The 14,597-nt window shown below is 61.4% G+C and carries 13 protein-coding genes; 12 read left to right on the top strand and 1 reads right to left on the bottom strand.

All coding sequences use genetic code 11. From position 1 onward, the window contains the following. Positions 1-176 precede the first annotated feature (176 nt). From C483_RS16675 to C483_RS19670, 4 genes are all read left to right on the top strand, one after another. A complete protein-coding gene (locus C483_RS16675; RefSeq protein WP_006654539.1) occupies positions 177-671 on the top strand; it encodes a transcription factor TFIIE subunit alpha in 495 nt (164 codons plus the stop codon). Positions 672-722: 51 nt separating this feature from the next. Then, the gene (locus C483_RS16670) at positions 723-1,421 is read left to right on the top strand and encodes a DUF2110 family protein (RefSeq protein ID WP_006654538.1); all 699 of its coding nucleotides are present in this window, start codon (positions 723-725) and stop codon (positions 1,419-1,421) included. Positions 1,422-1,436: 15 nt separating this feature from the next. Continuing rightward, on the top strand, positions 1,437-2,207 hold the full coding sequence (locus C483_RS16665) for a DUF5803 family protein (RefSeq protein WP_006654537.1): 771 nt from the start codon (positions 1,437-1,439) through the stop codon (positions 2,205-2,207). Between the two features lie 208 nt (positions 2,208-2,415). Continuing rightward, positions 2,416-2,733, top strand: a complete 318-nt coding sequence (locus C483_RS19670) for a hypothetical protein (protein WP_006654536.1) — start codon at positions 2,416-2,418, stop codon at positions 2,731-2,733. 206 nt (positions 2,734-2,939) lie between these two features. On the opposite strand, the gene C483_RS16660 is transcribed toward C483_RS19670, so the two are convergent. Beyond that, positions 2,940-3,578 carry a chemotaxis protein CheW gene (locus C483_RS16660; RefSeq protein WP_006654535.1) on the bottom strand — a complete coding sequence of 213 codons (639 nt, stop codon included), beginning with the start codon at positions 3,576-3,578 and terminating at the stop codon, positions 2,940-2,942. Between the two features lie 141 nt (positions 3,579-3,719). Here C483_RS16660 and C483_RS16655 point away from each other — a divergent pair, with 141 nt between their 5' ends. The 8 genes from C483_RS16655 to C483_RS16620 all read left to right on the top strand — a co-directional run bounded on the left by C483_RS16655 (position 3,720) and on the right by C483_RS16620 (position 14,455). After that, positions 3,720-4,550: a chemotaxis protein CheW gene (locus C483_RS16655; protein ID WP_006654534.1), complete on the top strand. Its 831-nt coding sequence runs from the start codon at positions 3,720-3,722 to the stop codon at positions 4,548-4,550. Between the two features lie 141 nt (positions 4,551-4,691). Further along, positions 4,692-5,054, top strand: coding sequence for a chemotaxis protein CheY (gene cheY, locus C483_RS16650; protein ID WP_004214542.1), 363 nt, complete (start codon positions 4,692-4,694; stop codon positions 5,052-5,054). Beyond that, positions 5,051-6,403 (top strand): chemotaxis-specific protein-glutamate methyltransferase CheB, encoded by a 1,353-nt coding sequence (gene cheB / locus C483_RS16645; RefSeq protein WP_006654533.1) that lies wholly within the window; start codon positions 5,051-5,053, stop codon positions 6,401-6,403. The genes cheY and cheB overlap by 4 nt, the downstream gene beginning before the upstream one ends. After that, positions 6,400-10,962 carry an ATP-binding protein gene (locus tag C483_RS16640; RefSeq protein ID WP_006654532.1) on the top strand — a complete coding sequence of 1,521 codons (4,563 nt, stop codon included), beginning with the start codon at positions 6,400-6,402 and terminating at the stop codon, positions 10,960-10,962. The genes cheB and C483_RS16640 overlap by 4 nt, the downstream gene beginning before the upstream one ends. 109 nt (positions 10,963-11,071) lie before the next feature. After that, positions 11,072-11,677 (top strand): chemotaxis protein CheC, encoded by a 606-nt coding sequence (locus C483_RS16635; RefSeq protein WP_006167721.1) that lies wholly within the window; start codon positions 11,072-11,074, stop codon positions 11,675-11,677. Continuing rightward, a complete protein-coding gene (locus C483_RS16630) occupies positions 11,674-12,942 on the top strand; it encodes a chemotaxis protein CheC (RefSeq protein ID WP_006654531.1) in 1,269 nt (422 codons plus the stop codon). Before C483_RS16635 ends, C483_RS16630 begins: the two co-directional genes overlap by 4 nt. Then, positions 12,939-13,460, top strand: coding sequence for a chemotaxis protein CheD (locus C483_RS16625; RefSeq protein ID WP_006654530.1), 522 nt, complete (start codon positions 12,939-12,941; stop codon positions 13,458-13,460). Before C483_RS16630 ends, C483_RS16625 begins: the two co-directional genes overlap by 4 nt. Next, a complete protein-coding gene (locus C483_RS16620) occupies positions 13,457-14,455 on the top strand; it encodes a CheR family methyltransferase (protein ID WP_006654529.1) in 999 nt (332 codons plus the stop codon). The genes C483_RS16625 and C483_RS16620 overlap by 4 nt, the downstream gene beginning before the upstream one ends. Positions 14,456-14,597 lie beyond the last annotated feature (142 nt).

The raw sequence follows: 14,597 nt of genomic DNA, 5'->3' as shown, positions 1-14,597 counted from the left end.
AGCCGAGACGGACGAGCGCAGGTCGTCATCTATAGTAGCCACTGTAAGTCAGTGCACACCTGATCGCCAGATGGATCGGCGATCGGTGTGTAAACCGGTTCCGTTGTTACGATAGCCCACCGTCCGAGCGCCGTCCCTCAAAAGACTTAATGGCCACATGGCGTTACGCATAGGTAATGGCTTTTGAGGACCTGCTCGAGGATCCAGTCATCCAGAAGTACTTGCACGAGCTGGTCGGTCCCAAGGGAATGCCCGTTGCGGCGGCACCACCGGACGGGGAAGTGACCGACGAGGAGCTCGCGGAGGAGCTGGATCTCGAGTTGAACGACGTTCGGCGCGCGCTGTTTATCCTGTACGAGAACGATCTCGCCAGCTACCGACGGCTGCGCGACGAGGACTCGGGCTGGTTGACGTATCTCTGGACCTTCGAGTACGACAACATTCCCGAGAACTTAGAAGAGGAGATGTATCGCCTTCACGACGCACTCGAACAGCGCCAGGAGTACGAGCGCAATCACGAGTTCTACCTCTGTGAGATCTGCTCGATCCGCTTCGAGTTCGGTGAGGCGATGGACTTCGGCTTCGAGTGTCCCTGTCTCTTATACACATCTCTGATGGCGCGAGGNGTGACGCTCGCGAGCGATCGCTGGATTCCCTGCGCTCGCTTGTGAACAACGAAATCGGTGATCTCGAGGCCGACGTGGATGCGGACGCCTGAATAAATGGTCGTACTCGCAACCAAACTGTACGTCGAGGGTGACGCTCGCGAGCGATCGCTGGATTCCCTGCGCTCGCTTGTGAACAACGAAATCGGTGATCTCGAGGCCGAGTTCGACCTCGGGGTGCGCCACGACGACTTCCCGTCGGTCACCATTGAGGGTGCTGACGCCACCGTCGCGCGAAACGTTCTCCGCGAGGAGTTCGGCGAGATCGTTCCCGATCTCGAAGCCGGCGAGACCTACGTTGGGACGCTCAATTCGTGGGACGAGGACGGTATCGTGCTCGACGCCGGCCAGCCGGTTCGGATTCCAGCGGACGAACTCGGATTAGGACCGGGGTCGCCGACGCAGATCCGCGAGCGCTACGGACTGGTGCAGCATCTGCCGATGCAGTTCGTCTATGGCGGTGGTGCTGACGGTGAGGCTGACAGTGACGGTGAACCGTCCAGGCTCGCAGACGATGAACGCGACCGCCTCTACGAGTGGACGCGCGGCGACGGCCGCCTCAACGTCAACAGCGCAACACGCGCCGAAGTCCGCGCGACGCTCAACCGCGCCGGCCATGCCCAGGACTACGTCACCGTCGAGCGCCTCGGCCTGCTGGAGCAGAGCGTCATCTGCACCGAGAACACCGATCCGCCGGGACTGCTCGCAAGCGTCGGGCAGTACCTGCCAGCCGAACTCCGCTGTGTCGTCCCCTGACCTGTCATCACTATCATGAACAGACGGCTCGTTCTCGGCGCAGTTGCGGTCGTCCTGCTCATCGGTCTGGCAGGCTGTACGATGTTCTTCACCGGCATCTCCGACGACGAACTCGACCGCGAGCAGGAGTATGACGACCTTCGTGACAGCGACGCTGATATCCGCATCGATATCGAGGAAGGAGGCATTCTGAGCAGCGGCGAGTACCGGGCTGTGTACGACCTGAACGGTACCGAGGACTTCTCGTTCTCCCAGTCAACGTTCTACAGCGAGGAGCCCCTCGACATCCACAGCGTCCGCTACTGGTACCCGAACGGCACCGAAGTCACCGGCTCCGAACTCGACGTCGATCAGGACCGCTCGAGTACCGACCTCTCCGTTCCGGACGGAAACGGCACGCTCGCGTTCTCCGGACCGACGGGCGGGAGCACGTTCCAGTTGCCGACGTACGTTACGGGCTCCTACGAGGTGACGCTCCCCGAGGGAGAACGCACGTCGAACTTCCTGTTCGGTGACGCCAGTCCGAGCGGCTACGACCGCGAGGTTGTCGACGATCAGGAACGACTGTACTGGGACCACGCGGACGGCACGATTTCGCTGCGCTACTACAGCGCCGGGGGCGTGACGTTGTTCCTCGGTCTCGTCGGGGTGGTCGTCGTCGTCGGCGGCATCGGCGTCGCCTACTACTACCGGCAGGTGCAACAGTTGCAGGAACAACGCGAGGAACTCGGCCTCGACGTGGAAATCGAAGATGACGACGATGGACCGCCGCCGGGGCTGAAGTAGCGGTCGCAGTACAGCTGTCGTAGATCCGACGTAACTGCGCGCAGTTGGAAAGAGTGCTTCACAACTCATCTGAGAACGAAGACAGTTTGTACTTCTTGCAGGTTCTTTGAGGTATGGGGTACAATCGGCGAACAATACTGCAGTCTCTGCTTCCTGCGGTAGGTCTCCTGCTGGCTGCTCGTTCCGAAACGATGCGCATCTGTTCGAGGTGAGCGTTATCAACCACACAAACGACCCAATCGAAGCAGATGTGACCGTGTCCGATTCTGATGAGGAACTCTACCAGCAAACGCTTGATTTGCCTGCTGAAGATCAGGACGGATTAAATCCATCAGCAAGTACGACGATGAAACTCGGGAGGATATCGGAGGGGATGGAAGTGACGGCGACAATTGAGACTGACACTGGCGTAGCAGAAACGACTGCTGTTGCGTTAGATTGTACACCCGGCGAGGGAGACGCTATTGGCTTCAGAATCCACGAGGAGTATATCGATCCAAGAACTGGATGTGCTTCAGTGGATTAGTTCTGACCTCCTCCATCGCCCCACGGAGTTATCTAGCGGAACACCCTGCTCGTAACTGTACCCGTATCTGTCACCGGCACACACATACTCTCGAGTACTCCTCCGTTTCTGTAGTCGATACTCGAGTACCAGACTGGAGACGCGACGCTCTCGACAATCACAGAGCGAACGCGCCGAGGTCGTTTCAGTGAAAGATAGCCAGCAGCTCAGCGGTGCAGTGCAGTGTCGTCGAGGACGACGATATCAGTGTCGTCACCATCGACGCCACGTTCACCGTCGAGTTCGAGTCGGCCGACGACGAACTGTGTCGTCGTTTGTGTCGCCGCAATGTCCTCGAGCCGAATCGTCCGTGTCACATCGACGTCGTCGACGAGCCAGCCGTAGTGGGCCTCGTCCGTGTCGGTTTCGGCAAAGACGAGCAAGAGCGGATCGTCGAGACTGGCTGGATCGCGGGTCGTCCCCTCGAAAATCGAGTGTAGATCGACGACGCGAATCCGCGTCCCGTCTGCGGTGACGATGCCGGCGTTCCACGGATCGGTACTCGAGTCGAGGCCGCTGGCGTCGGCGATGGGGAGGACGGTGGCGACGGCGTCGGCGCGGACACAGTACTGCGATGTGCCGAGGTCGAAGGTAAGGACGCGCAGGGAACTCGTCGGATCGACGTCGATGTCGATGCCGGATCGTTCTGTGGTGGCGTGCTCGTGGTGGGCGGTCTCGTGGGTAGTGTTGTGTTCGTTATTGGAGGGGGTGGTTTTTCGTCCGTTTCCGTGTCCGTGTCCGTTTTCGTCTTCGTCTGCGTCTCTCGTTGCGTCTGCCTCGTTGTCTTCGTCCACGGCCGACGTCATCCTGTTTTAGCACACTTTGTGGCGATAATAAGTACTTTGCGCCGTCCGGCGTGGGGTCGTGTCTGCTGTCGAGTCATCAGTACCGTGAACAGACACAGGAGTCAACGTTTTATCGCTGGACTGGAATACACGAACAGGACCATGGCCCCGGAGTTGCCCGAGAAAGTACTCGGGATCGACATCAACAGGGAAAACGAGCGGCCGCGACCGTCGCGGTCAGAGCGCGAGGAAGAAGACCGCGTTCGGTTCGTCTTCTTCAGCGTCGGTACACATCGTCTCGCCGTACCGGTCAACGACGTTCGGACGACGACCGAAATACCGACGGATATGACGCAGGTGCCACGCTCGCCGGCTGCGATCGAAGGGGTGACTGATCTCCGTGGTGAGATTACGGCCGTTATCGATCCGACCGTTCACTTCCCGGCGGAGCTGTCGGATGGCGACCGCGAACAACTGCTCGTCTTCGAGCGCAACGCCGACGAACAGGCCGCTGCGATCCGCGTCAACGACGTCTACGGCGTCGATGCGATTCCGGAAAGCGACGTGTTCGACGACGAAACGATTACGGACAGCGTCTTCGACGGGGACGCACTCGAGCACCCGCTCGTGAGCGCACTCGTCAAGCAAGAACGAACGGCTGCCACCGAGTCGGCAGCAGGATCGGGACGTGGCGGTTCGCGACGCGGTGGCCGTGCCAGTGGTGCCAACAGTGGACCGGTAGGCGAACAGACGGCGGAAAGCGGCCTCGAGAGCCCCAGTGGTGCGGTCATCGAAGCCGTCGATGCGGCGTCGACGGAGACGCGACCGGCGAGTGCAGATGCTGAATCAGGACGCGACGTGACAGTAACTGATGACGCTGCTGGCGCTGTGTCACCCCGGACTGTCGTCGAGGCGACGCCAGTCGTCGATGTCGAGGCGATGTTACTCGCCTCCGGACAGGTCGAGAGTCACGTTTCCGTGCTCGAATCCTGAGCCGTCTCGACCCGTTCAGTGAACGCGAGATCCTGCTGTTATCGACACGCCCCTCATAGGACGTATCACTTATCACGACTGATAATCGAGAGACAGCATTTATGGTAGTTGTATCGGTACGAGAATGTGGTGTACTAGTGAATGTCGACAGGGGTGCTCATCGTAGACGACTCACATTTTATGCGGAATCTCCTTCGTCAGATCCTCGAGCAGGATCACCGCATTATCGGCGAGGCGTCTAACGGTGCTGAAGCAGTCAAACTGTACAAGGAACACGATCCCGATATCGTGATGATGGACATCGTGATGCCCAAGTGTAACGGGATCAAGGCTACCGCGGCCATCAAGAAGATCGATCCCGACGCACGTGTCATCATGTGTACAAGTGTCGGGCAGCGAGAGAAGATGAAACTGGCCGTCAAGGCCGGGGCCGACGGCTACGTCACGAAACCGTTCGAAGAGCCAAGCGTCAGGAAGGCGCTCACAGACGTCATTGCGGCATGACGCGAGTACTCGTTGTCGACGACTCCAGATTTATGCGAACAGTCATCGGCAACGCGCTCACCGAGGCCGGCTACGAGGTCAAAACGGCAACCAACGGTGTCGAAGCGGTCGACACCGCAGCCGAGTTCGACCCTGCCGTCGTGACGATGGACGTCGAGATGCCCGAAATGAACGGTATCGAGGCCGTCGAACGCATTATGGCGCAGAACCCAACGCTCATTCTCATGCTCAGCGCCTACACGGACGAGGGAACCGACGCCACGCTCGATGCACTCGAGCGCGGCGCGATCGAGTTCCTCCCGAAACCCGACGGCTCGGGGTCGCGAAACATCGCCCATCTCGCCGACGATGTCGTCGAGGCGGTCGATGAACTCGCAGACGCCGATATTTCCGCGCTCGCTCTCGCGCGAGCATCAGCGAGTGCGTACGCAACCTCGTCTGCACTCGAGTCGGCGACGGGATCCTCGGCGTCAGCGACGACGCCGGTGGGTGCGGGATCCGGATCGGTCTCGACGGCCGGGTCGACGAAAACTGCACGAAGTGGAGCGGCCGGGCCGACCGGTGCGGCCGCATCGACGCAGGGGCCGAGTTCGAATCCAGACACAGATGCAGGTGCAGGTACAAAGAACTGGTCGACATCGGCTCCTGCTGAGGACGACCGGACAGTGCCAGACGAGCTTGCCTCGACGACGGCACCGGTCATCGTTATCGGCGCGTCGACCGGCGGCCCGAAGATCGCAGAACGGCTGTTCGCTCAGTTACCTCGGACGCTTGAAGCGACGGTGCTGATCGTCCAGCACATGCCACCCGAGTTCACGGGTCGCTTCGCGACACGCCTCGACTCACACAGCGAGTACGCGGTTCGCGAGGCGACGGATGGCGACCACGTCGGTCCTGGCGAGGCACTCGTCGCCCCAGGCGGATTCCACATGCAGGTGACCGACGCCGCCGCAGCCGACTCGTCTGCCAGCGATGGCTGCGACGAGGGCGTCGGGACCACACTCGAGGTCACCCTCGACGATGGCCCCCGTCGTCACGGACTTCGGCCGGCAATCGACGAAACGATGGAAACCGCGGCAACACACGTCACCGGCGCGCTCTGTGGGGTCGTCCTCACGGGGATGGGCAGTGACGGTGCTGCCGGAATCGAGGCAATCGCCGACGCTGGGGGCTATACGATCGCCCAGAACGAGGCGACCAGCCCCGTCTTTGGAATCCCCTGTCAGGCAATCGAAACGGGTTGTGTTGAGACCGTCGCTCCGGACGATGTGATCGTCCCGACGATCGTCGACACGTTTGCAGAGACAACCGACCACAACGGCGGCGACACCGCCAGTGATACCCGATGACAGAGTACTGGACCGACTTCGTTCGCGAGAGCGAAGACCGCATCACGGAACTGAACAACGCGCTCCTGACACTCGAGCGCTCGCCCGACGACGCCGAGGCCATGGAGAACATCTTCCGCATCGCCCACACGCTCAAAGGCAACTGCGGCGCGGCGGGACTCGAGTCCGCGAGCGATCTCGCCCACGCGATCGAGGACGTGCTAGACGCCGTCCGCCGCGACAGACTCGAGGTCACGCCGGAGCTGATGGACGCCATCTTCGACGGCGTCGACGAACTCGAGAAGTTGATCGAAGAGGTCGCACTCGAGGGCGAGATCCAGACCGACCCCCAGCCGACGATCGACGCGCTCCGAGCGCAACTCGAGTCCGCAGCCGCTGTCGGTGACGCGGACGCGACGGTCGGTCTCACGGAACCGTCACAGGGTGAGATCGAGGACGTGCTTTCACGATTCGAGCCACCGGCGGACGCCAACCACAACGCCTACTTTGCGCGTATCGAGGTCGATACCGACGCGGCGGGCGACGGACGTGGCCCACACGGCCACGACGACCTCGACAACGGCTTGCTGGTCGTCGAAGCACTCATCGATGCGTTCGATCTGATCGGCACTGTACCAGACCGTCAGACGATCGCAGACGGTGCTTACGGCGCGACGTTCGATGCAATCTTCGGCAGCGCGGTCGGCGAGGAGTCGATTGCGTCGGGGCTCGACCCGGTTGGCGAGGTTGCCGAGTTCGAACTCGTCGATGTCTCCGAGGAGTTCGCCGCTGTCGCGACCGGTGACGGTTCCGAACCGGAACCCGCTCCGGGGGCTGCGTTGAGCGCGGACGAAGCACAGGACCTCGAGGTCGACGACCTGCTCGATGAGTTCACGGAGTTCGACGACCTCGATGAGAAGGTCGAAGAAGTCGACGACAGCGACCTCGACGTCTTCGACGACATGGGCGATGCAGGCTCGTTCGACGACCTGCTCGCCGACGCGGATGCCGACTTCGAGGAAGAAAATCTGGCGGACGCCACAGGTGCGGTCGACGCTGGTGGCGACAGTGCGGCCGAACCCGTCGGCGACGCCGCCACGGACGCAGTCGAGGACTCGCCTGATACGGCGAGAGCGGAGTCGCCGGCACCGGCAGTTGATCCCGGCTCACCGGACGACGAAGTCGACGACGCAGAGGCCGTCTTCGCCGAACTCAAATCCGAGGTCGACACCGTCGGCTTCGACGAACTCCAGGACGAACTCGACGAACTCGAGTTCGACGAGTTCGATCAGGAAGACGAAGTCAGCATGGACGAACTCCTCGGGGATGCAGCGGACCCGGACGAGCCGTTCCTGGCTGGAGCGGGTTCGGAGTCGGTTGACAGTGTGGAATCCGAGCCCGAGCCCGAGTCTGAGTCTGAGTTCGAGTCCGATCCCGAGTCCGAATCGGAACTCGAACCCGGGACCGACCCCCAGACCGACACCGCTACGGCGGTTTCAGACGAGGAACTCGACGACCTGTTGGTCAACGAGTCTGTGCCCGAAGAGACAGCGTCCGTCGTGGATGTGGCAGCTGATGAAGCATCTGGCGGCGAATCTCCGACGGCAGGTGCGGCCGAGACAGACGAGCGCATCGATTCCGAAACCGATGCGGGTGTGGTGGCTGAGACCGGTATCAGTGCGGATGAGCCGACTGACACCGTTACTGAGACCGAAACGGATACCGATGCCGAAGTCGAGGGTACCGAGTCAGTTGACACCGGTGTAGACGAGTCGGATGAGATAATTGCTGCTGGCGATAGCTCGGAAGTGACCGACGACGGCTCCAACGTATCGGAGCCGACCGAATCACCCGACGACAGCGCGTTCGACTTCGGCATCGACGTCGACGACGGCCAGACCGCGGCGGACGACAGCGACGACACAGCGTCCGACTCGACAACCACGACCACAACCACAACTACAACCACAGCCGCAGACGACGACCGTGGATCCGACGACGTCGCATCCTGGTTCGAAGATGCCGACACCGATACTGACACTGACACGGACTCGAGTACGACGCCGTTCGGTCACACGAGTGACACAGCAGCCGACGCTGCTGACGTGTTTGGTACCACGGACGCAACCGACACACCGGCGGACGAGACGTCGGTCTCGGTTACCGAAACCGACGAGTCAGTACCGCCAGCGGACTCCGAGACTGTCGATGACGGACTCGGCGAGGCAGTCGAAGACGAGGCTGCACTCGAGCCCGCGTCGGACATTGACTCTGAGTCTGAGTCTGACTCTGGGTCTGAGTCTGAGTCTGACTCCGAATTTACAGTCGACGCTGCCTCTGACTCCAAGTTCACCGATGATGGTGACTCTGACTCCGCCCCGACGGCCGACTCTGAGTCCCCGTCGCCGGTCGATGACGAGACGGACTCCGACTTCGACTCCGGACTCGAGGTTGACTCCAGCAGTGAGTCCGACTTTGCTGTCGACTCCAGCAACGACTCCGACCTCGATACTGAATTCGAGCCAGCGGAGTCGTCTGGCGAGGAGTCCGTGGACGTAGCGGACGACGGTGACGCAGACGTAAACGCGAACGTGGCTGCCGATGACGCCACGGACACGTCCGCAGATAACGGGACGGACACAACTGACTCTGAGTTCACAACCGTGGCTGACGACAGCGAGTTCGCGACCGCGGACACGCCGTTCAACCCGTCGATTCAGGACGATGTCGCCTTCGGTGACAGCGATAGCGACAGAGCGGATGCAACAGACGCTGACGCGTTCACGAGCGACGTGGACGCTGACGCAGGCAGCTTCTCCGAACCCGACTCGTTCGACGACTGGGAGAGCGATTCGGATGACGGAGACGACACCCTCGAGGACGACGCGTTCGCAGACCTCGATATCGACTTCGGTGACGACGCTGCCGACATCGACACCGATCCACAGCGTGGGTCGCTCGGCGAGGAGTACTCGAGTCCCGGCGGGTTCGACGAAACGGACACAGCCGAGTCCGAGTCCGAAGCCGACGCCACTGTCGACGCTACGGCCGGATTCGGCACCGAAGCCGACAGCGGGCCGGTCGTCGAGGAACCGAATCTCGAGATTCCCGACATCACGGTCCCGGAGACAGCAGCGCGTCCGGATACCGAACGAGAGGGGGACGAAACCCAGTCCGTCCGCGTCGATGTCGAGCAGATCGACGAGTTGCTGACGCTCGTTGAGGGGCTGGTGACGAGTCGCGTCCGCCTTCGTCACGAGGTCGAATCCGGTGAGTTCGCCGAGGCGGTGGCAGACGCCGGTGCAATCACAGCCGAACTCGACGATCTCGAATCGCTGACGACGGATCTCCAGGAGACGGTGATGGACGTCCGTCTCGTTCCACTGCGGACGGTCGCAAACCGACTGCCGCGGGTCGTCCGGGACATCGCACGCGAGCAGGAGAAGACCGTCGCCTTCGAGATGACCGGCGAAGACGTCGAACTCGACCGGAGTATTCTCGACCAGCTGCGCGATCCGCTGATCCACCTCGTGCGAAACGCGGTCGACCACGGTATCGAATCGCCGTCGGAACGGGCAGAGTCCGACAAACCCGAAGAGGGAACGGTCGAGGTGACGGCCGAACGGGAACGCGACCGAGTGACGATCTCGGTTTCGGACGACGGCAGTGGTCTCGATCCCGAACGGCTTCGATCCGAGGCGGCCGACGCAGACGTGCTCTCGGAAGCCGACGCCGCCGACCTCACCGACGAGGACGTTACCGAACTCATCTTCCATCCTGGGCTGTCGACCGCGAGCGAAGTTACCGACGTCAGCGGCCGCGGTGTCGGGATGGACGTCGTCAAGCGAACAATCGAAGACCTAGACGGGACGGTCGAAATCGACAGCGAGCCCGGTGAGGGAACGACCGTGACGATGACGGTTCCCGTCTCGATCGCGATCGACGACGTACTCTTCGTCGAAAGCGGTGGCGAAGAGTACGGTATTCCCACGAAAGCCGTCTCGGACATCGTACCGGTCGAACTGGTCGAAACCGAAGACGGCGACCCGGTGCTTCGCGACGACGAAGCACGTGCCGCCGACACCGACTCCGCAGTGGGTACCGATGTGGCTTCGGACGCGACTGCGGATGCCGCGGTCGGCTCAAACCGTGCTGACGTATCCGACACGGCTGACGAGACAGCCGACCATGCAGAGTCGAGTATCGGTACTGACACCGGCACAAACACCGAAACCGGCACCGGCACCGATACCGACACCAACACCAACACCAACACCGGCACCGGTACGCCGGTCCTCGATCTCGACAACGTACTCGCATCGGCGTCCGACGACGGAACGACGAACTCGAGTACGTTCGACGGCGACGAACAGGAACTTCGGACGCCCGCGCACGGAATGGTCGTCCGAATTCGAGAGGACGTGCGGCCGATCGCACTCCGCTGTGATGCCGTACACGGCCAGCAGGAAGTTGTCGTCAAACCCTTCGAGGGGTTCATGGCGAATCTGCCCGGGCTGAGCGGTGCGACGGTTCGTGGCCGTGGCAAGATCGTGAATATCCTGGATGTGACGACACTATGAACGCGAATACAACGGTATCGAGACACGGACAATTGGCTGCGGACGCGGATGCAGACGCGAACGTGGCAGTCGCAGACACAGAGACAGACGCAGATCGACGGAGGAATTCATGACGCTGATGGTCGACATTCGGAAACTGAGTTTCATCAATGAAATGGCAAAGGTCGGGACGAACGGCGTCGCCGACAACATGACCAAACTGACCGGGGAGGACGCCCAGATGGAGGTGATGAAGACGAACTTCATCGACGTGGACGACCTCGACTCCCAGCTCGAGCCCGGCAAGCGAGTTGGGGTTCGGGTTCGTCTACTCAACCCACCACACGGGCACATTCTCATCCTCTTCCCCGAGGAGAGTGCGAAGAAAATCACCGCGATCATGCTCAACGACGTCGTCGACGACATGTCCGACGTCTCCGGGAAGATGGCCCGAAGCGCCGTCGAGGAGATGGGGAACATGATGGCAAGTGGCTTCATCGACGGCTGGGCGGACGTGATGGGACGCATGATCGACACGGCGGCCCCACAACTCGTCTACGCGCCCGGTGAGGAAATCGTCACACGAACCGCGGGACTCGGGAACGACGATCTCGCCCTGTTCTTCGACTCGGACCTCACGGTTCCGAGCTACCAGATCGAGGCCGAGATCTACGCCTTCCCGGATCTCGAAGAGTTCGTCGAACTGGTCAACGGAATCGACGTCCAACCAGCATGAAACTCGACGTCAACGCACTCGGGACGTTCTACCGGATGGCCCGAGAGGGTGCCGGCCTCGCAGCGGGGCGGCTCACACACATGACTGATGTCGAAACCCGTGCCGGCGTCACGAAGCTCAACTTCATGCGCGGCCGGGAGATTCGTCGGGATTTCGAGGACTCGACCGCGAAAGTCGGTGTCCGGGTCGAACTCACCGGCGCAATCGATGGCTACTCCGTTATCGTCTTCGAGCGCGAGAACGCGCTTCGAATCGTCGAAACGCTTCTAGAGGAGTCGGCGACCGACGCCGAGGCCACCACCGACGACGGCGAACTCGAGGAGTTCGACGAAATGACAAAGAGTGCTGCCACTGAGGTCGGCAACATCATGAACAACGGGTTCATCGACGGCTGGGCGGACGTCCTCGAGACGGTGATCGACGTGTCGACGCCCGAATTCATCGAAGGTCACTCGGCAGAGACCTTCTTCGACGACGTCGAGGAAGCACCGGCCGGCGACGACCTCGCACTCCTCTTCCAGAGCCAGATCGAAACCATCGAAACGCAGGTCGGGTTCAGCCACTACCTCTTCCCCGAACGTGAGTCGATGGCCTCGCTCTTAGAGCAACTCCGAGCCAGCGACGGGATCGAGTACGACAAACTCGACGGCTTCGACCGCATGGCCGAACGCGGCGCAGAGGAGGTCGCAAAAACGGCAACGACGCTCACCGGCATCGATACGAGCGTCGAAATCCGTCGGCTCAACTTCGTCTCACTCGAGACGATTCCCGAGCAGGTGCCCGACGAACGACTCGTCGGCGTCGCCTTCGAGTTCGATGGCCTCCCAAGCGGATACTTGCTGTTCCTCTTCGACGAGGAGTCGGCGAACGAAATCGTCGACGCGATGGTCCCGATGGAGGTCGACGAAGACGGGTTCGGCCAGATGGGCCAGAGTGCGATCACAGAACTGGGGAACATCATGGCCAGTGGCTTCCTCGACGGCTGGGCCAACGTGCTGGATACAACAATCGACCACTCGACACCGGAGTTCATCCACGACATCGGCGCTGCAGCGGTCGATCCCGTCGTGATCCAGCTCGGCGAAGAACAGGAGTTCGCGTTCGTCTTCGACACGGTTATCGTCGCCGACGGACAGGAGTTCGACTGTGAGATCTACGCGATTCCGGACGAGTCGGACCTCGAACGCGCGTTGAACGATCTCGACGTCGACCGCATCGAACAGGCACCGACGACCGCCGAATTTCAGGAAGTTACTGACACATGAAGACTTACGGAACAGAACCGGGCGCGCCGACGCCGGTCCAGGTCGGTATCTCCGAACTGACCGTCAGCGACGGCGACGATACACTCAAATCCTACGGACTCGGCTCCTGTGTCGCAATTGCCCTCTACGATCCTGAGACGGAGATCGGTGGCCTCGCCCACACGATGCTCCCCGACGGCGACGAAGCCGAGAACAGCGACCGAAAACCGGGCAAGTACGCGGATACAGCCATCCGTGCACTCCTCCGTCGCATGGTCGAGCGCGGTGCGAGCTACACGTCTGTCGAGGCCAAACTCGCCGGCGGCAGCGACATGTTCGAGTTCGACAGCTTCGGTGACGGTGTCGGCCAGCGAAACATCGCCGCAGCCAAGGCCGAACTCGAGAAGCTTGGCGTTCCGCTGGTCGCCGCTGATCTGGGTGGTGACCGTGGCCGGACGGTCGAGTTCACCCCCGGAACGGGAGTGCTCATGGTGAAGAGTTCGAACGAGGATGGCACGCAGGAAGTGACGGAGCTGTGAGCGGACAGTCAGAGTCAACGCCCGATAGCGATTTGCGTACTGAATCAGACTCCGGCTCAGATACAGATACAGATACTGATTTAGACTCCGGCTCAGACACAGCCTCAGGCACAGACACAGCCTCAGACACAGCCTCAGGCACAGAACCTCCCGCAGAGACAGACGCAGACGCCTTCGACAACCTCCTCGCGTTCGTCGAAGCCGAACTCAACTTCGCGACGAGCCACTACAACGACAGCTATCTCGACCGGCGAATCTCCTCGCGAATGCGCCGGACACAGACTGACACCTACACCGAGTACGTCGACCTGCTTCACAGCGATCCCGACGAGCAGGCGTCCCTCCTCGAGTCCTTCAGCATCAACGTCACCGGCTTTTTCAGAAATCCTGAGGTCTGGGACGGTATCCGCCAGATTCTACGCCACTGTAGCGCTCGTCGGCAGGACACCGACGAACCGGTTCGGATCTGGAGTGCTGCCTGTGCAGACGGTCGCGAACCGTACTCGCTGTCGTTGCTCGCCCACCTCGACCCCGAAATCGATGCGGACACCGTCGAAATCCTCGGCACCGACATCAGCGAGCCAGCACTCGAGACCGCCCGTGACGGCGTCTACGAAGCGCCCCGCACCGTCGATCTGGACGATCAGCTCTCGTTCCTCGAGCCGTACGACGAACACTACGAACAGTACGTCGAACGCCAGGGCCGAACCTACAAACTCGATGACGACGTTCGACAGTCAGTGACGTTCGAACGCCACGACCTCATCAACGACGAGCCGAAATCGACCGCAGACTTCGACCTCGTCGTCTGCCGAAACCTGTTTATCTACATCGATAACGAGTTCAAGCGCCCAATACTGCAGACGATCGCCCGTTCGCTCACCGACGACGGCTTCCTCGTCATCGGCAAGGCGGAGACGATTCCTCCGTCACTCAAATCGGCCTTCGAGGTCCGCGACGCACGCCGCCGGATCTACCGGTGTGACAAGGACTAGTGTACAGAAACGCTTCTGCCAGCGAGAGCGGACTCGAGTACGAGAACAGAACAGCCCAGCGAGCGCCAGCCCAACACCCAGTAACCGACAGCCCCACGCCCGGCGGGCGATGAGCCAGCACCCACCGTCCGTCTTCGTCCCC

The organism is Natrialba hulunbeirensis JCM 10989, assembly GCF_000337575.1.
GTDB classification, from domain to species: Archaea; Halobacteriota; Halobacteria; order Halobacteriales; family Natrialbaceae; genus Natrialba; species Natrialba hulunbeirensis.
The sequence above is the reverse complement of the archived record's forward strand: the minus strand, read 5'-3'. Positions and strand labels throughout refer to the sequence as shown.